Genomic DNA, 21,314 nt, shown 5'->3' with positions numbered 1-21,314 from the left:
CCAGCATCTCCTGGATCTTGGCGCGGAACTGCGGAACCGTCAGGGAAGCATGGCCCAGCGACGGGTTCAGGGACTGCGCGGCCGCGCCGAGCGGGTGCATGTGGCCGTCCTGGAGGCCCGGCATGACGGTGCCGCCGTCGGCGTCGACGACGACGGTACGGGGGCCGATGCGCCGGCGTATGTCCGCGTCGCACCCGACCTCGAGGATCTTTCCGTCGCTGCCGACGGCCACCGCCTGCGCTCCCTCGCCACCGTGGGTTGCGATGAACACTCTTCCGTTCAGGATCACGGTGGCCACCCGCACCGGCTGCCGACCGGTCGCGGCCTGTGCGGCCGTACCGGAAGCGGCCACCGCGAGGGCGCCTGCCCCGGCTGCGGCCAGAAACGTCCGCCGGTGGAGCGGGCCGCCCGCGGGTGTCGCAGAGGCGCCGTCGAAGACATCTGGCATCTGATGAACTCCTCACCCGGCGGCTGGTCCGGCCGCCGTCGCCCGGCACGCTGATTGATTTACGTCTTAACCACAAGCCGTCACGGGGTCGTTGGGGAACATGGGGTGCACATGGCGAGCTCGCGTGCCTGGCGGCGTCCCACGCTGGAGGCCGTGGCCGCACGTGCCGGGGTGTCCACGGCCACGGTGTCGAATGCGCTCAACGGCACCGGACGACTCTCCGAGACGACCAGGCAGCGGGTGCTGGCCGCGGCCCGCGAACTCGGTTACGCCCCGGCCGGCACGGCCCGCGCTCTGGCCCGCGGCGGCACCGGAGTACTCGGCCTGACCATGACGACGTACGGCGACCTTCCCGTCCCGTACACCGAGATCCCGTACTACGCACAGCTGACGCTGGCAGCCATGCCGGAGGCACACAAACGCGGCTACCTGCTCCAGGTGATGCCGAGTTCGATGTCGCCGTGGATGTGGCTCAACACGCCGAGGGACGGCGTCATCCACGTCGATCCGCGCGCTGAGGACCCGGTGCGTTCCCTGCTGCGGGAGCGTGGCATACCGATGGTCTGCGAAGGCCGTCCGCCCCAGCCGCACTGGGGCGACGCGTGGGTGGACACCGACCGCGAAGCGGGCCTGCACCTCCTGCTGGACCACCTCACGCAGCGCGGCGCCCGGCGGATCGGGCTCTCCGTGCCCCTGCACGACGACGCGTACCCGGACCTGATCGCGCACGCCTACCGGTCCTGGTGCGACAAACACGGCATGCCCGGCCTCGTGGAGGAGTACGCCCCGTTGCCCGATCCCTTCGCGGCCGAACAGGACGCCGTCGGCCGGCTGCTCGACCAGGATCCAAGCCCGGACGCGGTCGTCGGCGTCTACTCCGACTCCGGTCACAACATCCTCGCCGCCGCTCGGCGCCGCGGTCTTCGAGTGCCGAGGGATCTGCTGGTGGCGTGCGTCAGCAAGGATCCGGACTACGCGACGACCACCCCGCCCGTCACCACGCTCAGCCTCAATCCGGACCGGGTGGGTGCCGAAGCGGTCGACCTGCTGATCGCTGTCATCAACGCCCGCAGCGGCGTCGACCGGCATCGGCTCGTACAGCCGGTGCTGTTCCCTCGACGGTCCACACGTCGCGCGGGCAAAGCGCCTTCGCAATGAGAACTGCTCATCTTGCGGTGGTGGTCAGCTCGACGCTTTGATCGGGGCTCGGGCCGTGCAGCGGGCGGGGGGCACGGCGATGGAGCGGGGCACGGTGGCTGAAGAGGTGCAGTGTGCATCGCATAGGACACACCGGCACCAGCGCCAGCTGCCCCGGAGACAGTCCCGGCCTGCCATCGTCCGGCTACAGACCGGCGAACTCCTCGTCGTCGAAAAGGAATCCAACGTCCCAGGCGGTAGAAGCGGTGGTCCTTGACGCCCAGCCCCTTCACGTACCCCAGCGACTCCAACAGGCGGACGGCCTGGTCGAGTGTGTCCCGGCTGACCAGGAGGTCGAGGTCCACACTCATCGGGGCGCGCTCGACCGGCCGCCCGAGGACGGCGTTGAGGAACGGGCCCTTGAAACCGGCAGCCCGGACTCCTGAGGCGGCGAATGCCCGCGCTATCTCGCCCCAACTGCGCACATTCTCCGTCAGTGCGGAACGCGCTAAGGTGCTTAATTCCATCAATCCATCGCGGTCACTCGTCCGCTTTTCGGAGCGCGTCACCGCCAACTCCCCGCAGGGAGTCTGATATTGCTGCCGAAAAGACCTTGGGTGTGGATGAACTCGACGGTGACACAAGGGATTTGAGCGATCAAGATCTTGTGGATGATTGTCACGTACAGCCACATCAGTGCAATGTTCGCGCCACATTTCCTTCGTGGACGCTGAGTGCGGGGCTGAGAGGCCGCGGCGGCAGATCCGGAAGTGCCCAGGAAGACGGCGGGACGAAGTCGCACCAGGTGCCGTCGAAAGGAAAGACGCCGCGCTCCGCCAGCCGAGCCACACGGTGACCCTCGGCGCGGATGTCCTCGGCCTCACGCGGTGTCCAGTACGAGGGATGTCCGGTCTTGGCCGCGAAGGACTCCTCGTCCTTCCACTCCCAGGTACGGTCCGGCCGTACGGTCACATCGAGTTCGAGATCCAGTACGTCGATGCCGTCCGCGTCCTGCCTACGATGCTCCAGATTCACGTACCAACCGCTGAAACCGCCGCTGCCGTCGCGCGAGGAGAAGAGCCACCACACCGCATGCGAAGCGCCGGCGGGCTGGTGGATGAGGGCGTTGCCCCGGTGCCAGCGCCCTGCCCGCAGCGGATATCCGCCGGATGGCCGTTCCTCCGGGGGAATGTCCCTCAGATGCGCGCCGGACGGCAGCACGGCGTGCCATGCCGGCGACCCCACCGCGAGCCACAACAGCAGACCATCGGGGCCGGACTCGACGACACGCACCGGTGTACAGGTGCTGAGGTGGCCGCCGAGATACAGGTTCCAGCGAAGGACGTGTCCGGGTTCGATATCCATGTGGATCATGCTGTCAGCACATTGTTGCAACTCTGTGGCGGAGCTTGCGAGTTGAACAAAACGACACCTAGATTCAGTGATCACCCCGGGTGCCCACGGCCAGGCCCTTCCGCCTGCCCGTCACAGACTCGAGCACGGGGAGACCCTCAGTGACGCCAGCCGCAACCACCATCGGCGACCTGCCCGAGAAGGAATTCATCTCCTCCGTCCTGGCGCAGTTTGCGGAGACCGCAGAGCGGGACAAGTTCGAGGACCGTCTGGTGATCGAGCTCGGTTCAGACCCTCCCGACCGGCCGGTGGTGGTTCTCAACGTCGACCATCCGTCCTATGTGCGTGGTGAGTTCCGCGATCTGGCGGATTACCGGTTCTACGGTCGCTGGGTGGCGGCCGCCACCGGTCGTGATGTGATCAGCATGGGGGTGCGTCCTGCCGGATTCGCGGTGGCTCTGTCGGCTCCGCTCGACTTGGAGATCACCAAGGTCGAGGCGATCTACGAAGGACTGCGCGAGGTACTGGACGACTACGGCGCCCGGCTCAGCGGCGGAAACGTCGACGCCAACGCACTCGAGATGGTGGGCATCGCCTGGGGCGTCGGCCGGCACGACCGACTGGTCCGCCGGGGCGGGGCGGCCGTGGGCGGCCGCATCCTGGTCACCTGCGACCTGGGCCGGGGCTCGGGTTCGCGCCACATTGCGAATCCCCTGAAGGGTGGGGTGACCTTTCCCTCGCAGCGTAGAGTCACTGGGGAATTGAGGGTCATAACAGGCAAGAGGCGGAAGTTCGAAGTGGAGTTCCGCGAGGGGGCTGTGTCGTGGACTGATGGCGCTCTCACGGAACTCTGGCGTTAGCCGTCCCCGGGTTGGGGCGCGGTGGTCACGCTTCTGGATCGGCCACCATGGCGTAGTGAACTGATGGTGCCGGGCGGTCGGTGCCGGCCGGCACCGTGGCTCGGAAGGTGAGGGGGCGAGGCTGCGGTCCTCAGCTCGTTTCCCCCGCCCTGCAGCAGATCGCCCTGCCAGGCACCGACGTCGACGGCAACAGGCGGGCGCTCCAGTACTTCTGCGACGCCCCGCACACCAACCCTGACGTCGGGCGGCACGAGGTCGAGGTCGGGGATCGCGCGGTTGGCGGCTGCCTTCGGGTCCACGGCGTAGTGGGCGGTGGCGGTGAGCACTTCCTACGCCCCGATGCCGGTGAAACGGTGGGTCTCGGCGAACCGCTCGCGGGCGTGCATCTCGAGCCGGACCGGGAGTTCCGGGACAGGGCTCACCGGCCCGCTTCCTGAACCGCCGGGGAAGCGGTGCGCCAGCCCAACTCGGGTGCGATCAGGTGTCGTACGTCGTGCAGGATCTGTTCGTACTCCTCACGATGGAACTCGTAGGGCAGCTCCAGTCGCAGCTCCGACACCTGTGCGAGGACGGGATCGGCCGCCAACTGCTCCAGGATCTGCTCCGCGGTGCCGACCACGTCCGGGGCGAACAGGATCCGTTTCGGGCCCAGCGCCGCCACGGTCTGCGGCTTCAGGGTGCGTTCGTGCCGACTGGCCGCGTAGTCCCGGTAGCGGGCCCGGGTGGCCGCGTCGGCGCTGTCGAACGGCACGATCACCCGTCCGAGCGCCACCCGCGCCGCCGGACGGTCGTCGCCCAGGCCGCGCCGGTACTCGGAGAGCAGGTTCAGCTGGGCGGTGGTGAAGTCGTCGGTGTCCTCGCCGGAGACGATGTTGCCGGACAGCAGGTTGAGACCGTTCTCGGCGGCCCAGCGGACCGAGCGCAGGCTGCCTCCGCCGTACCAGATCCGCTCCACCAGGCCGGGGTTGTGCGGCTGCAGCCGTGGCCGCTGGATGTTGCCCGGCGAGTGGATCACGGTGTTCGGGCCGCCGAGATAGTCGCCGCGCAGGTTGTCGACGAGGCGGGCGATCCTGCCGTACGACAGGTCGAAGCTGCGCCAGTCGCCGTCGTACACCAGGTCACCGAGCAGTTCGGCGTGCGGCATGCCGGTGCTGAAGCCGACCTGGAGGCGGCCGCGGGACAGGACATCGGCAAGCGCCAGGTCTTCGGCCAGGCGGAACGGGCTCTCATAGCCGATCGGGATGACCGCGGTGCCCAGTTCGATCCGCTCGGTGCGCTGGCCGGCCGCGGCGAGGAACACGGCGGCCGAGCCGACGCCGTGTTCGAGGTGACGCTGGCGGATCCAAGCGCCGTCGAAGCCCAGCTTTTCGCCGTACTCGAAGAGTTGGAGGGTCTCCTCCAGGCCGGTGTACGGGTCGTCGTCGGCGAAGTTGCCCGGGGTGAGAAGGGCCAGTGAGGTGATGGTGGGTGTGCTCATGCGACCGTGGTCCTCAGCTCGTGGTGGTCTCGGCGGGGGTGGGGACATGGCCGCCGGGGATGGCCGCGAGCAGCTGTCGGGTGTACTCGTGGCGGGGGCTGGTGAACAGTTCCTCCGGCGGTCCTGTCTCGACGACGCGTCCGGCCCGCATGACGGCGACCTGGTGCGCGATCTGGCGTACGACGGCCAGGTCGTGGGAGATGAAGAGGTACGCCACGCCCGTGTCGGCCTGCAACTCGGCCAGCAGGTCCAGGACTTGGGCCTGCACGGACACGTCGAGCGCGGACACCGGTTCGTCGCACACCACCAGATCGGGGGAGAGGGCGAGGGCGCGGGCGATCGCCACCCGCTGCCGCTGCCCGCCCGACAACTCCGCCGGACGGCGCTCCAGCGTGGTGGCGGGAAGTGCCACCCGGTCGAGCAGTTCGCGGGCCCGGGCGAGCCGGGAGGCGCGGTCGCCGACCTTGAAGGCGCGCAGCGGCTCGGTGATCACCTCGCCGATGGAGAAGCGGGGATCGAGGGAGGCGTACGGGTTCTGGTAGACCAGCTGGGCGCGGCGGCGCAGTTCTCTGGCCAAGGCGCCCCGCGCGCCGGTGACGTCGGTGCCGTCGAACAGGACGTGTCCGGCGCTCGCGTCGGCGAGACGGAGCACCAGGCGGGCGGTGGTGGACTTGCCCGAGCCCGACTCGCCGACCAGCGCGAGGGTTTGACCGCGGTGGAGGGTGAAGCTGACGTCGTCGACCGCGCGCAGGACCCGTGGGCCGTCCCCGGCGCGGGGCAGCCCGAACTCCTTGACCAGATTGCGGACTTCGACCAGGGGGACCGCATCGGCCTTCGGTGCGGAGGCCGGGGTGCGGGGCCGGGCAGTGGTCAAGCTCGGTGCGCTGGCCAGCAGTCGGCGGGTGTACTCATGCTGCGGGTTGGCGAGGATGTCATGGGTCGTGCCCGCTTCCACCACCTTGCCCTGCTCCATGACCACCAGGCGCTGCGCCCGGTCGGCGGCGACCCCGAGGTCGTGGGTGACGAGCAGGACCGCGGTGCCCGACTCCTCGGTGAGGTGCTGGAGATGGTCGAGGATGACCCGCTGCACGGTGACGTCGAGCGCGCTGGTGGGCTCGTCGGCGATGATCAGCTCGGGTTTGGCCGCGATGGCGATGGCGATCAGGGCGCGTTGCCGCATACCGCCGGACAGTTCGTGCGGGTACTGCCGTGCGCGGGTGGCCGCGTCGGGTAGCCCGGCCCGGTCCAGGACGGCGATCGCCTCGGCCGGGGCTGAGCGGCGGGTCGCCAGTCCGTGGATGCGCAGCACCTCGGCGACCTGTTCGCCGATCCGCTTGACCGGGTTGAGGGAGACCGTCGGGTCCTGGGGGACCAGTCCGATCCGTGCTCCGCGCACGGTGCGCAGCTCCGCCTCCGACAGTGTGGCCAGGTCGTGCCGGCCGAAGCGGACCGTGCCCGCGTCGATGGTGCCGTTCGCCGTCAGCAGGCGGGTGATGGCGTGCGCGGTGGTGCTCTTGCCGGAGCCGGACTCGCCGACCACGGCGGTCACTTGTCCCGGCCAGACGTCGAGGTCCACGCCCCGGACGGCCGCGACCGTGCCGCCCCGGGTGCGGTACGACACCGACAGGCCGCGTATCTCCAGCAGAGGTGTGCTCACGTCGTCACCGTTCTCACCGTGTTCACGTTCGTCGGTCATCGCTGCCGGGACCATTCGCCGTCCAGCGCCCGGGCGATGCGGTTGGTGGCCAGTACGGTCGCGGCGATCGCCAGCCCGGGCAGCGCGGTCAACCACCAGGCGTTGGCGAGGTAGTTGCGGCCGTCGGAGATCAGCGTCCCCCACTCCGGGGCCGGCGGCGGCGCACCGTAGCCGAGGAAGCTGAGCGCCGACACGGCCAGGATGGAGGCGCCGAAGTCGAGGGTGGCCAGGACGATCACGGGGCCCGCGGAGTTGGGCAGCACATGCCGGCCCAGCACCGAATACCAGCGGGCCCCGCACGAGCGGGACGCCTCGACGAACACCGCCTGCCGCACCCGCAGCACCTCGGCGCGTGCCACCCGGGCGAACGAGGCGACGCTGGCGATGCCGACCGCGACCGCCACCTTCACCGTCCCGTAGCCGAGCGCGGTGACGAGGGCCAGCGACAGGAACAGTGCGGGGATGGACAGGAGGACGTCGACGAAGCGCATCAGTACGTCGTCCATCCAGCGGCCCACGAACCCGGCGATCACACCGAGCAGACCGCCGACCAGGAACGCGACCAGGACCGCGATGATCGTTGCCTTCAGGGACAGCTGGGCGCCGTGCACCACGCGGGAGAACACATCGCGCCCCAGCTCGTCCGTGCCGAACCAGTGCGCGCCGCTCGGGCCGCGGAAGTTCTGCGACGGCACCCCTTTCAGCGGATCCTGCGAGGTGAACAGGTCCGGCCAGAACGAGGCCAGCACCACCAGTACGACGACGACGGCGGACAGCAGCAGACCGGGGCGGCGCAGCAGGAACCGCAGCACCTGCCGTACGTCGACGCGGCGCCCCGCTCGGAGACCGGTCCCGGTTCCGTCGGTCCTCGCGTTGAGCGGCCGGGTGAGTCCGAGGGCGGCCTCGGCCGGATCCTCGACGTCGTCGACAAGGCTCTGGCTCATGCGAAGCTCGCCCTTCTGTCCGAGGCCACCACGATCCGCGGGTCGAGGAGCGGATAGACCAGGTCGATGACGAGGTTCGTCGCCACGAAGATCAGCGCCCCGAACACCACCACCCCCTGGACCACCGGGAGGTCCTGAGCGGTGACCGCCGCCGCGGTCACCCGGCCGAGTCCGTCGCGGGAGAACACCGTCTCGACGACCACCGAACCGGCGATCAGCTGCCCCACCAGCAGGCCGACGACCGTCAGCGCCGGCAGGGACGCGTTGCGCAACGCGTGCCGCAGATGCACCCGCCACCGCCCGGCGCCCTTGGCCCGCGCGGTCTCCACATACGCCTGGTCCAGCGCGGTGAGCAGGCTCTTGGCCAGCACCTGGGCGACCAGCGCACCGGTCGGGATCGCCAGCGTCAGGGCGGGCAGCACCAGCCCCCGCAGTCCGTCGTTGCCGAAGGCAGGGAACCAGTGCAGCCGGAAGGAGAACGCCTCGACGAGCAGCAGTCCCACCCAGAAGGTCGGGACCGACACCCCGAGCGGGGGCAGCGACAGCAGGAGCTGCCGCAGCCACCGCTGCGAGGTGTACGTCGCCACCACCGCGAGACCGCCGCCGAGCAGCACCGCCAACAGCAGTGCGGCACCGGTCAGTTGGAGGGTCTGTGGCAGTGCGTCGGACAGGGTGGCGGTCACCGGGCGACCTGTGGAGACCGCGTCGCCGAAGTCCCCGCGCACCGCCCGGCCGAGATACTCGGCGTACTGCACCAGGATCGGCTTGTCGAAGCCGTACTCGTGCCGCAGCGCGGCCAGCCGGGCCGGGTCGACGTCCCCCGAGTCCACCCCGGCACCGGCCATCGCGGTGACCGGGTCACCGGGCAGGAAGTCCAGCACCAGGAAGGACACGGTGTACGCCGCCCACAGCACCCCGACCGCCTGCGCCAGACGCTTGATCACATAGCGGCGCATGCGCTAGCCGATCCAGGTGTCGTGCAGCTGGATGCGGGTGCCCGAGTCGAAGGCGAGGCCGTGCACCTTCTTCGTCACGGCCAGCTGGGTCTGGAGTTCCACCACCGGCACGTTGTACGCGTTCTGCACGATCAGCTTCTGCGCCTCGGCCACCAGCTGCTTGCGCTTGGCCGTGTCCGTGGTCGCGGCCTGCCCGGACAGCACCGTGTCCAGCGAACTGGCGGGCAGACGGTAGAAGTTGGCCAGCTTGCTGGAGAAGGAGCTGCGCAGGATGTCGGGGTCGGCGCGGGTCACGTTGCCCCACACCAGGTCGAAGTCGCCGCCCTGGAGGGTGGTCGCGAACTGGCTGACCTGGCCCTGCTTGAGCGTCACGTCGATCCCGACGGCCTTCAGCTGCTGCTGGACGAGTTCCAGTGCGGGCTGGTTGGTGGCCGCGTTGGGGAACCAGCTGATGGTCAGGCTGAGCTTCTTGCCGTCCTTGGCGCGTATGCCGTCACTTCCGAGTTTCCAACCGGCCGCGTCCAGCAGGGCCTTGGCCTTGGCCGCGTCGGAGGCGAGGTCCGCGGAGAGGTCGGTGTAGTCGGGCGTGGTGTGCGCCAGGACGCTGGTCGCCGGCTTGGTGCCGGTCGGGAACACGGTGTCGGCGATCTGCTTGCGGTCGAGGGCGGCCAGAATTGCCTGGCGCACCTTCACGTCTTTCAGGACGGGCCGCGAGTTGTTGATCCCCAACCCGAACACCACGCCCGGGTTGGCCCGGCGCAGGAGGGTGACCTGGCCGCCCTTGAGCGCCGCCTCGTTGGCCTTGCCGACGCTGCTGATCGCATCCACCTGCCCGGACTGGAGACTGCCGGCCCGCACCCCCGCTTCGGGCACGACCTTGAACACCAGCTTGTCCAGGTAGGCCTCACCCTTCTTGGACCACAGCGAGGAGCCCCAGTCGTACCCGGTGCGCTTGGCCAGGGTGATCGACTGGTTCTGCACGTACTGCTTCAGCACGAACGGCCCCGACCCGATGACGCCGTCGCTGCACTTCTGCTGCGGGGTCTTCTTGACGCTCGCCGACGACTCGATGCCCAGCGAGTGGGTCGAAGTCGCCTGAAGGAACTGGGCGTTGGGCTGCTTGAAGGTCACCTTGACGGTGAGCGGGTCCACCGCGGTGGTGCTCTTGACGCTGCTCAGATAGCCCTGGGCGAGGATGCCGAGGGCGCCGAGCTTCGGCACCGCGTCGAAGTTGTCCTTGACGACCTGCGCGGTCAGTTTGGAGCCGTCGCTGAAGGTGACACCCGAGCGCAGATGGAACGTGAACTCCGTGGCGTCGGAGTTGATGTCCCAGCTCTTGGCCAGCCACGGCACGATCTTGCCGGTCTCGGGGTCCTGGTCGGTCAGTGAGTCCACGGTCTGGCGTACCGAGTAGATGCTCTCGTTGCTGCCGACCTGCTGTGGGTCCACGCAGCCGGCATCCGAACCCACCGCGAAGGTCAGGGTGCCGCCGGACTTCGGCTTGCCGCTGTCGCTGCCGGAGCCGTCGGAGCCGGATCCGCAGGCGGTCAGCAGCACGCTGGTGGTGAGAAGGGCAGTCAGCGTTGCCCATCGAGGGGTTCTGAAATCCGGAAGTGCTGTCACGGAGTGGTTTCTCCTACTCGTGTCACCAGGCACGGGGTGCCGTACGAGGCACGGGCGTGCATGTGTGTGCAGCCCCGGCCGGCGCGGTGCCGGTGGCGGGGGGAGCGCTGTGCAGACAGGGATCAGGGGGGGAGCGGGGATCCGGCAGAGGAGCCGGATCAGGCGGAGACGGGTGCGGCGACGACCGGTGCCGGACGTCGACCGGCGGTGGGAACGCCCGTCAGGCCTGACAGAGACAGCTGGTCGAGCGCTTCAGGTCGATGTGCCGGCGGCGCGAGAGCCGGGAGAACACCATGGCGACGGCGAAGGAGGCACTGAGGTCATCACTGTGACAATGCATGCCCGTCCTCCCCAACTCCGGCCCCGCTCAAGGGGCCACGCGCTTGCAGGATCATCGATGATCCCGCCGGGCTTTCACCTGGAGCACCCCACCGCGCGGGAGGGTTGCCGGTCAGCAAGCCAGGGCTTGACGCTGACACTCAATGCCGTTCGTGATCGTACGGAGCGGACTTGTCGTACGTCAATGCGGCAACCGGGGCGAGCCGTGCCTGGGCTGTGCTCGGGGCGGAGCTCAGCCGCGTTCCTGCACGAGCTTCACGCGGTGGCCCTCGGGATCGTGCAGCCAGGCATGGCGGAGCCGCCCGTCCGGAGAGTCGGTCGGACTCGTCAGGGGCTTGCCACCCGCTTCGAGGGCCGTCCGATACAGGCCGTCGACGTCTTCGCACCACAACACGACCTCGGTGTTCTCGCCGGGTGTCGTGGCGATGCCGAAGAGTGCGCCGCCCACGCGGGCCGAGCTGAACCCGATCCGCACACCGGCAGCCTCTACTTCGACCTGGTGCGGCTCGCCGTCCGGCGGAAAGCGGAACCGCTCGGGCATGCCGAGGCGACGGAAGAACGCCGCGCAGCGCTCCACGTCGTCGCACCACAGGTTCACCTGAACAGCGTTGAACTCCGCCATGCTCACACGCTACTCCGCGCCGCATCGCCGAACTCCCGTCTCCACAGCAGCTGTTCGCCGGAGACGCTGCGCAAGACTGAGCCCGGCTCAGGACCCGCCGCGCTCGACGGGAAGCTTGTGGCCGGCCTCGATGGCCACCGGCAGGCGGTTTTCGGCCGGGGGCAGTGGGCAGGTGGCCATGTCGGTGTAGGCGCAGGGCAGGTTTGCGGCGCGGTTGAAGTCCAGGACGACGGTGCCGTCGGCGGCGGGCGGATCGAGGGCCAGGGAGCGGTTGGCGGCGTAGGTGGTGACTCCGGAGGTCGCGTCGGTGAACAGCAGAAACAGACTGCCCGCGCCGCGTCCGGGGAACGCGGTCAGGGACAGCTGCTGCCCGTCCAGTTCGAACTCGACCCTGCCCGGAGCGTCGTAGACGTGTTCCAGGCCCTCGACGGCGGCGCCCACGGTGGTCGGGCGGGGCTCGTCGAAGGGGATGTAGCGGCCGGTCACGGCCCAGCGGGGGTCGGGTGCGTAGGCGGGTGTCCCGGTGAAGGCGGTGCGCAGCGGCGCGTCCGGGTGCCGGGGGCGCACGATGTCGTTTCCGCCGCGTTTGGCGACCTCGATGACGGCGTCTTTCCAGACCGCGTGGACGTCGGTGCGTTCGGGAAGCACGCCGAAGCGGTGTTCGCCCCGGACCGGGGTTCCGTCGATGACCAGTTCCTCTCCGTCGTCGAGGTTCACGACGACTCCGTCGGGGCCGGTGTGCCAGGCGCCGGGTGCGTCGGGGAAGCGCTGCGGCCGGTCGTCGAGCCAGTGCTGGCCGGTGATCGCCAGGAACCCGTGGGGGTCGGCGAGCCGGGTCTCCTGGGCGCGGTACCAGTCCAGCCAGGTCTCGGTGAAGGCCTGGAGGTCCGTCGCGGTGGCCTCGGTGGTCATACGGTCTCCTTGGAGGGGTGTAGGGCGTTGTGCCGGGCCGGTGGCCCGACAGGCGTACTCAGCCGGCCAGTGCGCCGAGGAGCGCCCAGGTGCGTCGGCGGTCCGCTTCGCCGGCGATCTCGGTGCTCGAGAAGACGACCTCGGTGGCGCCGGCGTCGCGGTAGCGCCGTACCTCGGCCTCGACCGTCTTCTCGTCGCCGATCACGGCCAGGTCGGCGGCGCGTCGGCCGCCGGAGAGTTCGATGACCCGGGCATAGGACGGGATCTGTTCGTAGAACGCGAGGTTCTCGGTGGCCTTGGCCCGCACCGCGTCCACGTCGTCGGTGACCACGCCGGGCACCAGGGCCACGATCCGGGGGGCGGGGCGGCCGGCCGCCTCGGCCGCGGCGGTCAGGGCGGGGACGATGTGTTCGTCCAGGGCGCGCGGTCCCGCCAGATAGGGCAGGATTCCGTCCGCGAGTTCCCCGCTGGCCCGCAGTGCCTGCGGCCCCATCGCGGCGACCAGCAGGGGGACGCCGCTCTCAGCGCCCGGGACGCGCGCCGGGACCGGGGTGGTGGCGGTGAGCAGTTCGCCGTGGAAGTCGGCCGTGCCGGTTTCGGTCAACTGCCGTAGCGCGGTGAGGAATTCACGCAGGCGGGCGATGGGGCGTTCGAAGGGCAGGCCGAAGCCGCTCTGCGTCAGGAGTTTCGTGCCCAGGGCCAGACCGAGGTGGTAGCGGCCGTGGGTCGCGGCCTGGGCGGTCTGGGCCTGGCTGGAGACGAGCAGCGGGTGGCGGCCGAAGACGGGGATCGCGGAGGTTCCCACCTGCAGTCCGGGCACCTCGCGTCCGACGATCGCCGCGAGCTGGGGTGAGTCCGCGCCGAAGGTCTGACCGAACCAGGCCGAATGCAGCCCGGCGGCCGCGGCCTCCTGGGCCAGCTGCACGGTGGCGTCGACCTGGTTGGGTGCGTCGGATGCGTTGAGGGTTACTCCCACAGTCATGACAGTCAGAACGGATTCTCGGCGAACCCGCATTCCGCTCCCTGTGTGACAGCTTCGTGTCAGTCGTGTGTGGTGGTCAGCCCGCCTGCCGCTGGTCGGGGGCGGACCGGTGGGTGAGGGGTTCGCGCAGGCCGAGGTGGTCGCGGAGCGTGGTGCCGGTGTAGTCGGTGCGGTAGAGCCCGCGTTCCTGCAGTTCCGGGACGAGCAGGTCGACGATGTCGTCGAGTCCGTCGGGGATGAGGTACGGCGTGACGTTGAAGCCGTCGATCGCGCCGTGCCGTACGAAGTGGGCGAACTTGTCGGCCAGACCGGACGGGGTGCCGACGTGGCCGCGCTGCGGACCGAGCGCGATGACGGTCTCGCGCAGCGACCAACCGTGGGCCTCCGCCTTCGCCCGCCATTCGGCCACGACCGCGCGTGGGTCGGCGATGCGCCGGGCGCCGAAGGAGCCGTCGTTCTCGGTGACGACCGGGTCCTCCTTGGGCAGTGGCCCGTCGGCGTCGCGGTCGGACAGGTCGATGCCCCACAGCAGCCCGGCGATCCCCAGGGCCGTTGCCGGGGTGACCTGCTGGAGCCGGATCCAGCGCTTCTTCTCCTGGGCCTCCTCCTCGGTCGCGCCGAGGATGATCTCGGTGCCGGGCAGGATCCTCAGGTCGTCGTCGGGCCGGCCGACGGCACGCAGACGGGTGCGGATGTCCTCGGCGAAGGCCAGGGCGTCGTCGAAGTCGGTGCCGTGCGCGGAGAAGATGACGTCGGCGTTGCGGGCGGCGAAGTCACGTCCCTCGCCGGAGTCACCCGCCTGGAAGATGACCGGGTGGCCCTGGGCGCTGCGCGGCAGGGTCGGCGCGAGGTCGACGTCGAACTGCGCCCCATGGTGGCGTACTTGGCGTACGGCACCGGGCGTCGACCATTCCCGTGCGCCCGCGGAGCCGACTACGGCTCCGTCCTCCCAGCCGTCCCAGAGCGCGCGGGCCACGGTGAGGAACTCCTCGGCGCGCCGGTACCGGTCGGCGTGGTCGAGGTAGCCGCCGCGGCGGAAGTTCGCGCCGGTCCAGGCGTTGTCGGTGGTCACGACGTTCCAGCCGGCGCGGCCTTCGGAGAGCAGGTCGAGGCCGGAGAGGCGGCGGGCGAGATCGGCGGGCTCGTTGAAGGTGGAGTTGGAGGTCGAGACCAGCCCGATGCGGCGGGTGACCGCGGCCAGGGCCGCGAGCTGCGTGATGGCATCCGGCCGTCCGGCCACGTCGAGATCGTGGATCCTGCCGTCGACCTCGCGCAGCCGCAGCCCCTCGCCGAGGAAGAACGCGTCGAACAGGCCCCGTTCGGCGGTCTGGGCGACCCGGCGGAAGGAGGCGGGGTCGATCTGGGAGCCGCTGTCGGGGGCGGACCAGATGGTCCAGTGGTTGACGCCCTGGAAGAACACACCGAAGTGCAGCTGGGCGTGCGGCCGCGGGACGTCGAGGGGATCGGTGCGGGTCATCGGGCGTCCTCCTGGGCGGCCACGGCAGCGGCTGCGAAGCGGTTGGCGGGGCGCTCCAGACCCAGGGTCGAGCGCAGGGACGTACCGGGCAGCGGGCGGGCGACGAGACGCCGCTCGGACAGGGCCGGCAGGACGAGGCGGGAGAGGACGGCCAGGTCCTCGTCCAGCACCAGCGGGTGCAGCCGTACGCCGTCGACGTGACGGCTCAACTCGACAAGAAAAGCGGCAAGTTGCTCTGCGGAACCGATGTGCCGCAGCCTTCCCCGGTCACTCCACGCCGCGTGCCGTTCCAGGTCGGCGACGCGCTCGGCGGCCGTCGCGACCGGAGTGTCCAGCGCCACCTCGACCTCGGCGAAGACGCGAGGCGTACCGGCGGCATCGGCGGCCGAGGCGACCGACGTGAGGTCGCGGCCCTCGACGAGAGCGACGTCGAGCTGTGCGGCGGGCACCCGGTCCGGTCGGCCCAGGACGACAAGCTGTCCCTGGGGCGGGCGCGGCACGATCGCCGGGCCCTTGACGGCATACGTCCGGCCGGTGAAGTCGATGTAGTGGAGCCGTTCGCGGTCGAGGTAGCGGCTGGTGGCCACGGACCGGATGACGGCGTCGTCCTCCCATGAGTCCCACAGGGCTCGGGCCACCTCCACCCCGTCCCGGGACTCCAGGGCCCGCGCGTCGGCGCCGGCGACCGGCGGCCGCCCCCAGGCCCGGGCCGCCTCGGGACGCTCCTCCTCCGTCACCACCCATCCGGCGCGACCGACCGAGATGTGGTCCAGGGACGCCAACTGGCTGGAGACATGGAACGGTTCCGCATACGTGACCGGGACGACGGGCGCGATCCCGATGGTGCTTGTGGACGCCGCGACGAAGGCCGCCCGCTCCACCGCGCCGATACGGCCCACGGGATCCGGCGAGGTTCCGGGCGGCAGCACGCCGTCATCCAGGGTGATCAGGGTGAACCCGGCGTTCTCGGCGATGGCGGCGACCTGGGCCACGCGGCGCGGGGTCAGCAACTGGTCGGGTGAGTGGGCGGCGCGGCGCCAGGCCGCGGGGTGGGCGCCGTCGCCGTCGATCTCGACGGCGAGGTGCAGGGCAGGGCCGGACAAGGGGTGTTCCTTCCGAGATACACGCGAACTCGCGGCCGTGAGGCGCAAGGCGCGAGGCTACGACGAGACGGCCGGCGGGACGGGCCGACAGGGGTCAGACGTGTACGGAGGGACAGACGGCGGAGGAGGTGCGACAGTAGTCGACATGCCGCCGGGTGATCAGCCGCGCACCCGTGCTCGCACCCTGGGGTGCCGCGCCAGGTACGTGCATCGAAGGCCTCCAGCCGTCAGGAACTTGCGAGTTCAACGTACGTCGCTGGCCCCTGCGAGTGTCAAGGGCGCTTGTGCGGAGGCGACCCGACCGGTCCGGACGGAATTTTCATGCAGATGCAATGATCCATCCCTCAACTGCCTGCTACACATGGTGGGGTGAACCCCTCAGCGCTGTACCGCAGGTTGTACGTGGATCTGGCGCGCGTCGACGCCGCCGCGTGTCGACGCTTCTGACGTCGCCTTCACCCGTTCCCGTGTGAGGCGACCACTCGCGCGCCATTCCTGTACGGCAGCACTGAGAGGGGAAAGCCATGACCACCACAGTCACGAGCCACGAGATACGGCGGGCCGGTCCGCGGTTCGGCGCCGAGGTGACCGGCATCGACCTGACGACCGGCGTCGACGAGGCAACCGCCGAAGAGCTGCGCCAGGCGTTCCGGGAACACAAGGTGCTGGTGTTCCGCGGCCAGCACCTCACACCGGAGCAGCACGTCGAGGCCGTACGCATCTTCGCGGAACCCTTCGACCACCCGACCGCGAAGAAGGACCCCGCCCATCCACTGGTCTACCCCTACAACGTCCAGCACACCGGCAAGGCCAGCACCTGGCACATCGGCGGACTGTGGCGGCAGCCGGTCTTCGCGATCGAGTCACTGACCTACGAGGTCGTGCCCGCGCTGGGCGGCCACACCCTCTGGGCCGATCTGCAGGCGGCGTACGACGACCTGTCCGAGCCGTTCAAGGAACTGCTCGAATCGGTCGGCGCGGTCTACGACGCCGACGCGGGAAACTACGCGCAGGGCAGCAAACGTGTCGCGGTCGAGGAGACCGTCGAGCATCCGGTCGTGCTGACCCACCCCGAGACAGGCCGGAAGGGACTGTTCATCAGCACCTCGGCGCTCGGCCTGACGGGCGTCACGGCGCAGGAGGGGAGGGTGCTGCTCGACCACCTGCTCAGGCATGCGTCATCGCCCGACTACACCATCCGTTTCGGCTGGAACGCAGGTGACTTCGTGCTCTGGGACAACCGGGCGACCTGGCACTACGCCGTGGACGACTACGGAGACGGCGCCCGCGTCTACCGCAAGGTCATCGGCGTGGAACCGGTACGTCAGCCCGTGACCTGATCACGTCCGGCGGTCAGAACGCCTGCTCCGCCGAGCGCCCGCCGCCTGCTCGGGTTCGGCCCGGACACCGAGGTGAGACCGCGCAGCCAGCTACGCCTCAGCCCGACCGGAGGCGAGCGAGCAGCTCGGCCAGTGACACGCGCGGTTCCTGCCCGGCCGTGTCGACGACGACGCGCTCGCGGTCCCATGGCTCGTATTCCCGGTTGACGACCTGCTGCCAGTCGGGCGACGTCAGGTCCGGAACGTCGACGGATCGTGAGGTCACGCGGCGCCGGTGTTCAGCCGCCTCGGAGCAGACCACCTCCACCCGATCCGGGCCGCCAGGAGACGGGCGAGGGTGGTCTTGCCGGCACTGGGCAGACCACCCATGACGATGAGCACGGTTCATCCTTCCGCAAGTCGCCGCAGGAGACGCTTGCCGTCGGTGCCGGCGAACCACTCCGCGTGGCCGACGTAGTACTCGTAGGCCAGGCGGGCGTTGTGCGCCGAGCGTGTGACGCCGTGGAAATAGCCGAGCTCGGAGAGCGCGAACTCCGCGTGTACCAGCGGCAGTAGTGCGGGGAGCGCGGCCGTCTCGTCTGCTGTCAGTGGTCGCACCGAGCGGTAGCCCTCCAGGACGGCCATGGCGTCCTCCTCGCGTACCGGGTAGCCCGGTTGCAGCCACTGGACCGCATTGCGTTCGATGGCCGTGGCCAGGTCGTGCACGGCGGTGGTGCGGTCGCTCATGCCGAAGTCCAGGACCGTGGCCACCTGGCCGCCGGCGTCCCACAGCAGGTTGGAGGCGTGCCAGTCGTTGTGGGTCCACAGCGGGGCGAGGCCGTCGAGGTGTGGGGACAGCCGCTCGTGCAGTGGTACAAGGACGCGTTCGGTGTCCTCGCACCACGGAAAATCCTTGAGGGCGTCGGCCAGTTCGGGACGCTCGGCCACATGTCCTTCCAGAGCGAGCAGGGGATCGCCGGACGCGAACACCGTGAACGACGCGACCAGCGGCTGCACTCGGCGGCGCGGCGCGTCGAATCCCTCCGCCGCCAGGTGCAGCCGGGCCAGTGCCTCGCCGGCCGCCCGCGCGTGCACGGCGGACCGGAACGGCGACCAGGAAAGCGCGTCACGATACAGGTCCATGCCGATGCCGGCCGAGTGGACCTCGTAGGCCCACTCACCGCGCTCAGCCGTGTCCAGTACCTCCACCACCGGGGCGCCGTGGCGCTGCAGATGGCGCAGGAACGCGTGCTCCTCGGCCAGCCCTTCAAGGTTTCGTACGGTGATGTGGTGCCGTTTCACGAACAGGCGCCGTCCGTCTCGCTCGACGACGGCTGCCGCCGACAGGGGACGCGGGCTGCGCCACACCACCCGCGCCGGGCCGACGACGTCCGTCACCTCGGCGTCCGTCAGCGGCGCCCAGTCGGGCTCGACCGGGTCGGTGTCGAGGCCGTGTGCCAGATGTGAACTCACGCCGTCTGCACCGCCGTTGTGCCGCGCAGGGCCTCCAGGAGCCGGCGTTCGGTCGCCGCGAACTCGGGTGCGGTGAAGTCCGCCTCGCCGCGCGGGCGGGGGAGTGGCACTTCGATGCGCTCCACGACCGTGGCGGGGCGCGGGGACAGCACATGTACGGTGTCCGCGAGCAGGACCGCCTCGCGGATGTCGTGGGTGACCAGGACGACGGTCCAGCGGTGTCGCTGCCACATGTCGGCCAGCCACAACTGCATCTCGGTCCGGGTGAGCGAGTCCAGTGCGCCGAACGGCTCGTCCAGCAGCAGGACCGGCCGCTCCAGCACCACCGTGCGCAACAGCGCTGCTCGCTGCCGCATACCGCCGCTGAGCTGGGACGGATACGCCTTCTGGAAGCCGTCGAGCCCGAAGTCGGCGAACAGCGCGTCGGCCCGCGCCCGCGCCTCCCTCTTCCTCACCCCCTGGGCCTCAAGGCCGAGTGCCGTGTTGTCGAGGACCGTCCGCCACGGGAACAGCAGGTCCTTCTGCGGCATGTAGGCGACCTTGCCGGACTCCACGGAGGCCGGTTCGCCCTCCACCAGCACCTGTCCCGACGTGGGTCGGTCGAGACCGGAAACCAGGTTGAACAGGGTGCTCTTGCCGGAACCGCTCGGCCCGATGACCGCCGCGAACTCACCCTGATCGACGCGGAGTTCGAGGTCCTTCAGAACCTCCAGATCGTCGAAGGACTTGCCCACACCCTCGATGCGCAGACTGCTCACTTGCCCACCTTTCGCTCCCACGGCAGCACCAGCCGCTGCAGCAGATACGTGGCCCCGAACAGCGCGATACTCAACGCCGCCGTCACCCCCACCGCCGCGAACACCAGGTCCGTACGGAACGCGCTCTTCTGCGCCTGCATATAGATCCCGAGGCCCGCCTCGGCGCCCGCGTACTCGGCGAACACGGCACCGACGACGGCGTAGGTGATGCTCACCCTCAGGCCCGCGAAGAAGTACGGCATCGCGCTCGGCACCCGCACCAGACGGAAGGCCCGCCACCGGCCCGCGCCCAGGGAGCGCAGCAGCCGCATCGCCTCGCGGTCGGTCGCCGCGAAGCCGGCGGCCAAGTTGGCGGCCAGGGGGAAGAACGTCGTCAGCGTCACCACCAGCATCTTCGGCAGCAGCCCGAAGCCGAACCAGATGATCAGCAGGGGTGCCACCGCGACGATCGGGATCGTCTGTGAGGCGACCAGCAGCGGGTACAGGCCGCGGCGGGCCGCCGCGGAGAAGTCCAGCAGGACCGCGACCAGCCAGGCCGCCGCGAAGGAGAGCGCGAAGCCGAGCAGGGTCTCCTGGAGGGTCGGCAGCGTCTGTGCCCACAGGTCCGCGCGGTTCGCCCAGCCCTGTTCGACGACGCGTGCGGGGGAGGGCAGTGTCATCGGATCCACCCCGGCGGCGGTGACGTACAGCTGCCAGCCGCCGACCACCAGGGTCAGCACAAGCAGTGGCGGCCACAACGACCGCAGCAGCGGCCTCACTTGGCGGCCGGGAGGTAGTCGTTGCTGAAGAAGGCAGAGGCGTCCGGGGTCTTCGTCAGCTTCTTGCCGTCGGCGTCGACCAGCAGTCCGGCCTTGTACTCGAAGTCGGCGAAGGCCTTCCAGCGCTCGGCGCTCTGGGTGCCGATCGTGCCGTCCGCCGCCTTGTAGTACTGCTTCGCCAGCAGCGCCTCGCTCTTCTTCACCAGCTCGGTGTTGGTGAGCACGCTCTTGTTCTCGGAGATGAGCAGGTCGGCCGCCTTGTCGGGGTTGGCGGCGGCGTAGCGGTAGCCCTTGTCGAGGGCCGCCACGAACTTCTTCGCGACCTCCGGGTTCCTCTTCAGGAACTGGTCCGAGGACGCGACGAGCGTCGAGTAGATCGCCGGGAAGCCGTAGTCGGAGAGCTGGAAGTTCTTGAGCGGCTTGCCGCTCAGCTCCGCTTCCAGGCCCTCCCAGGTCGGCATCGGCATCGCGAAGTCGGCCTTGTCCGCGTAAAGGGCCGCGTACGCCGAGGTGTTGAGGGTGACCTGCTTGAAGTCGCCCTTGCCGCCCGCGTTCTGGATGACCTTCTGCAGTAGCGGCTTCTCGTAGGGGGCGCCGAAACCAGCGTATGTCTTGCCGTCGAGGTCCTTCGGGGAGGCGATGTCGTCGCGGCCCGCGCGTACGGCGATGGTGACGTTCGTCTTCTGCGTGACCGCGTAGACGGAGGTGATGTCCGCGCCGGCCGCGCGTGCGGTCGTCACGCCCTCCTGGTAGGAGATGCCGAAGTCGGCCTTGTGGTTCGCGAGCAGCGTCTCGGGCGAGGTCGAGCCGTACGGCACGATCCTCAGGTCGATCCCGGCGTCCTTGAACCAGCCCTTGGCCTGGGCGACGTAGATGCCGGTGTGGTTGGTGTTGGGCGTCCAGTCCAGGGCGAGGGTGACGGTCGTGGTGCCAACCTTTGCGGCGGCCGAGGAGTCGGCGTCGGTCGAGCAGGCGGTGGTGACGGCGAGCAGGGAGGTCGCGGCTATCGCGGACAGCAGGGTACGGCGGTGCATGACGGGTCCTTCGTAGGGAGGGAAGACAGGCTGTGTGAGGCGG

The 21,314-nt window shown here is 69.8% G+C and carries 21 protein-coding genes, 1 pseudogene and 1 riboswitch; of the genes and pseudogenes, 4 read left to right on the top strand and 18 right to left on the bottom strand.

Going from position 1 to position 21,314, the window contains the following annotated elements; all coding sequences use genetic code 11:
- The first annotated feature begins 49 nt into the window (after positions 1-49).
- Positions 50-502: a hypothetical protein gene (locus ACFY1U_RS36555; RefSeq protein WP_390698339.1), complete on the top strand. Its 453-nt coding sequence runs from the start codon at positions 50-52 to the stop codon at positions 500-502.
- 57 nt (positions 503-559) lie between these two features.
- Positions 560-1,606 (top strand): LacI family DNA-binding transcriptional regulator, encoded by a 1,047-nt coding sequence (locus ACFY1U_RS36550; RefSeq protein WP_390698338.1) that lies wholly within the window; start codon positions 560-562, stop codon positions 1,604-1,606.
- 245 nt (positions 1,607-1,851) lie between these two features.
- Here ACFY1U_RS36550 and ACFY1U_RS36545 read toward each other — a convergent pair.
- Both ACFY1U_RS36545 and ACFY1U_RS36540 read right to left on the bottom strand, forming a co-directional pair.
- Positions 1,852-2,112, bottom strand: a pseudogene (locus ACFY1U_RS36545) (nucleotidyltransferase family protein); the annotation flags it as partial.
- 166 nt (positions 2,113-2,278) lie between these two features.
- Positions 2,279-2,950, bottom strand: coding sequence for a DUF402 domain-containing protein (locus ACFY1U_RS36540; protein WP_390698337.1), 672 nt, complete (start codon positions 2,948-2,950; stop codon positions 2,279-2,281).
- A 149-nt stretch (positions 2,951-3,099) separates the two neighbouring features.
- On the opposite strand from ACFY1U_RS36540, the gene ACFY1U_RS36535 reads away from it, so the two are divergent.
- Positions 3,100-3,798, top strand: coding sequence for an AIR synthase related protein (locus tag ACFY1U_RS36535; RefSeq protein ID WP_390698336.1), 699 nt, complete (start codon positions 3,100-3,102; stop codon positions 3,796-3,798).
- Positions 3,799-4,216: 418 nt separating this feature from the next.
- Here ACFY1U_RS36535 and ACFY1U_RS36530 read toward each other — a convergent pair whose 3' ends face one another.
- The 11 genes from ACFY1U_RS36530 to ACFY1U_RS36480 all read right to left on the bottom strand — a co-directional run bounded on the left by ACFY1U_RS36530 (position 4,217) and on the right by ACFY1U_RS36480 (position 15,929).
- On the bottom strand, positions 4,217-5,275 hold the full coding sequence (locus ACFY1U_RS36530; protein WP_390698335.1) for an LLM class flavin-dependent oxidoreductase: 1,059 nt from the start codon (positions 5,273-5,275) through the stop codon (positions 4,217-4,219).
- Between the two features lie 13 nt (positions 5,276-5,288).
- Positions 5,289-6,971 carry a dipeptide ABC transporter ATP-binding protein gene (locus tag ACFY1U_RS36525; RefSeq protein WP_390698334.1) on the bottom strand — a complete coding sequence of 561 codons (1,683 nt, stop codon included), beginning with the start codon at positions 6,969-6,971 and terminating at the stop codon, positions 5,289-5,291.
- Positions 6,968-7,915 carry an ABC transporter permease gene (locus tag ACFY1U_RS36520; protein ID WP_390698333.1) on the bottom strand — a complete coding sequence of 316 codons (948 nt, stop codon included), beginning with the start codon at positions 7,913-7,915 and terminating at the stop codon, positions 6,968-6,970. The genes ACFY1U_RS36525 and ACFY1U_RS36520 overlap by 4 nt, the downstream gene beginning before the upstream one ends.
- Positions 7,912-8,871, bottom strand: a complete 960-nt coding sequence (locus tag ACFY1U_RS36515; protein ID WP_390698332.1) for an ABC transporter permease — start codon at positions 8,869-8,871, stop codon at positions 7,912-7,914. Before ACFY1U_RS36515 ends, ACFY1U_RS36520 begins: the two co-directional genes overlap by 4 nt.
- Before the next feature lie 3 nt (positions 8,872-8,874).
- Positions 8,875-10,494, bottom strand: coding sequence for an ABC transporter substrate-binding protein (locus ACFY1U_RS36510; RefSeq protein WP_390698331.1), 1,620 nt, complete (start codon positions 10,492-10,494; stop codon positions 8,875-8,877).
- A gap of 220 nt (positions 10,495-10,714) precedes the next feature.
- Positions 10,715-10,789 (bottom strand): putative leader peptide, encoded by a 75-nt coding sequence (locus ACFY1U_RS36505; protein WP_390698474.1) that lies wholly within the window; start codon positions 10,787-10,789, stop codon positions 10,715-10,717.
- A gap of 79 nt (positions 10,790-10,868) precedes the next feature.
- Positions 10,869-10,981, bottom strand: a riboswitch (SAM riboswitch).
- Between the two features lie 84 nt (positions 10,982-11,065).
- The gene (locus ACFY1U_RS36500; protein ID WP_390698330.1) at positions 11,066-11,455 is read right to left on the bottom strand and encodes a VOC family protein; all 390 of its coding nucleotides are present in this window, start codon (positions 11,453-11,455) and stop codon (positions 11,066-11,068) included.
- Positions 11,456-11,542: 87 nt separating this feature from the next.
- Positions 11,543-12,367 (bottom strand): DUF1684 domain-containing protein, encoded by an 825-nt coding sequence (locus ACFY1U_RS36495; protein ID WP_390698329.1) that lies wholly within the window; start codon positions 12,365-12,367, stop codon positions 11,543-11,545.
- A 58-nt stretch (positions 12,368-12,425) separates the two neighbouring features.
- Positions 12,426-13,349, bottom strand: a complete 924-nt coding sequence (locus ACFY1U_RS36490) for an LLM class F420-dependent oxidoreductase (protein ID WP_390698328.1) — start codon at positions 13,347-13,349, stop codon at positions 12,426-12,428.
- Positions 13,350-13,425: 76 nt separating this feature from the next.
- Positions 13,426-14,826 (bottom strand): NtaA/DmoA family FMN-dependent monooxygenase, encoded by a 1,401-nt coding sequence (locus ACFY1U_RS36485; RefSeq protein WP_390698327.1) that lies wholly within the window; start codon positions 14,824-14,826, stop codon positions 13,426-13,428.
- On the bottom strand, positions 14,823-15,929 hold the full coding sequence (locus ACFY1U_RS36480; protein WP_390698326.1) for an LLM class flavin-dependent oxidoreductase: 1,107 nt from the start codon (positions 15,927-15,929) through the stop codon (positions 14,823-14,825). Before ACFY1U_RS36480 ends, ACFY1U_RS36485 begins: the two co-directional genes overlap by 4 nt.
- Positions 15,930-16,453: 524 nt before the next feature.
- Here ACFY1U_RS36480 and ACFY1U_RS36475 point away from each other — a divergent pair.
- On the top strand, positions 16,454-17,269 hold the full coding sequence (locus ACFY1U_RS36475; RefSeq protein WP_390698325.1) for a TauD/TfdA dioxygenase family protein: 816 nt from the start codon (positions 16,454-16,456) through the stop codon (positions 17,267-17,269).
- 97 nt (positions 17,270-17,366) lie between these two features.
- On the opposite strand, the gene ACFY1U_RS36470 is transcribed toward ACFY1U_RS36475, so the two are convergent.
- The 5 genes from ACFY1U_RS36470 to ACFY1U_RS36450 all read right to left on the bottom strand — a co-directional run bounded on the left by ACFY1U_RS36470 (position 17,367) and on the right by ACFY1U_RS36450 (position 21,271).
- The gene (locus tag ACFY1U_RS36470) at positions 17,367-17,534 is read right to left on the bottom strand and encodes a hypothetical protein (RefSeq protein WP_390698324.1); all 168 of its coding nucleotides are present in this window, start codon (positions 17,532-17,534) and stop codon (positions 17,367-17,369) included.
- Positions 17,535-17,653: 119 nt separating this feature from the next.
- Positions 17,654-18,721 carry a phosphotransferase enzyme family protein gene (locus tag ACFY1U_RS36465; RefSeq protein WP_390698323.1) on the bottom strand — a complete coding sequence of 356 codons (1,068 nt, stop codon included), beginning with the start codon at positions 18,719-18,721 and terminating at the stop codon, positions 17,654-17,656.
- Positions 18,718-19,479 carry an ABC transporter ATP-binding protein gene (locus ACFY1U_RS36460; RefSeq protein ID WP_390698322.1) on the bottom strand — a complete coding sequence of 254 codons (762 nt, stop codon included), beginning with the start codon at positions 19,477-19,479 and terminating at the stop codon, positions 18,718-18,720. Before ACFY1U_RS36460 ends, ACFY1U_RS36465 begins: the two co-directional genes overlap by 4 nt.
- Complete coding sequence (locus ACFY1U_RS36455; protein ID WP_390698321.1) at positions 19,476-20,237, bottom strand: ABC transporter permease; 762 nt, start codon at positions 20,235-20,237, stop codon at positions 19,476-19,478. Before ACFY1U_RS36455 ends, ACFY1U_RS36460 begins: the two co-directional genes overlap by 4 nt.
- Positions 20,234-21,271, bottom strand: coding sequence for an ABC transporter substrate-binding protein (locus ACFY1U_RS36450; RefSeq protein ID WP_390698320.1), 1,038 nt, complete (start codon positions 21,269-21,271; stop codon positions 20,234-20,236). Before ACFY1U_RS36450 ends, ACFY1U_RS36455 begins: the two co-directional genes overlap by 4 nt.
- Positions 21,272-21,314 lie beyond the last annotated feature (43 nt).

The sequence above is a fragment of the Streptomyces sp. NPDC001351 genome, from assembly GCF_042896045.1.
Classification (GTDB): Bacteria; Actinomycetota; Actinomycetes; order Streptomycetales; family Streptomycetaceae; genus Streptomyces.
The sequence above is the reverse complement of the archived record's forward strand: the minus strand, read 5'-3'. Positions and strand labels throughout refer to the sequence as shown.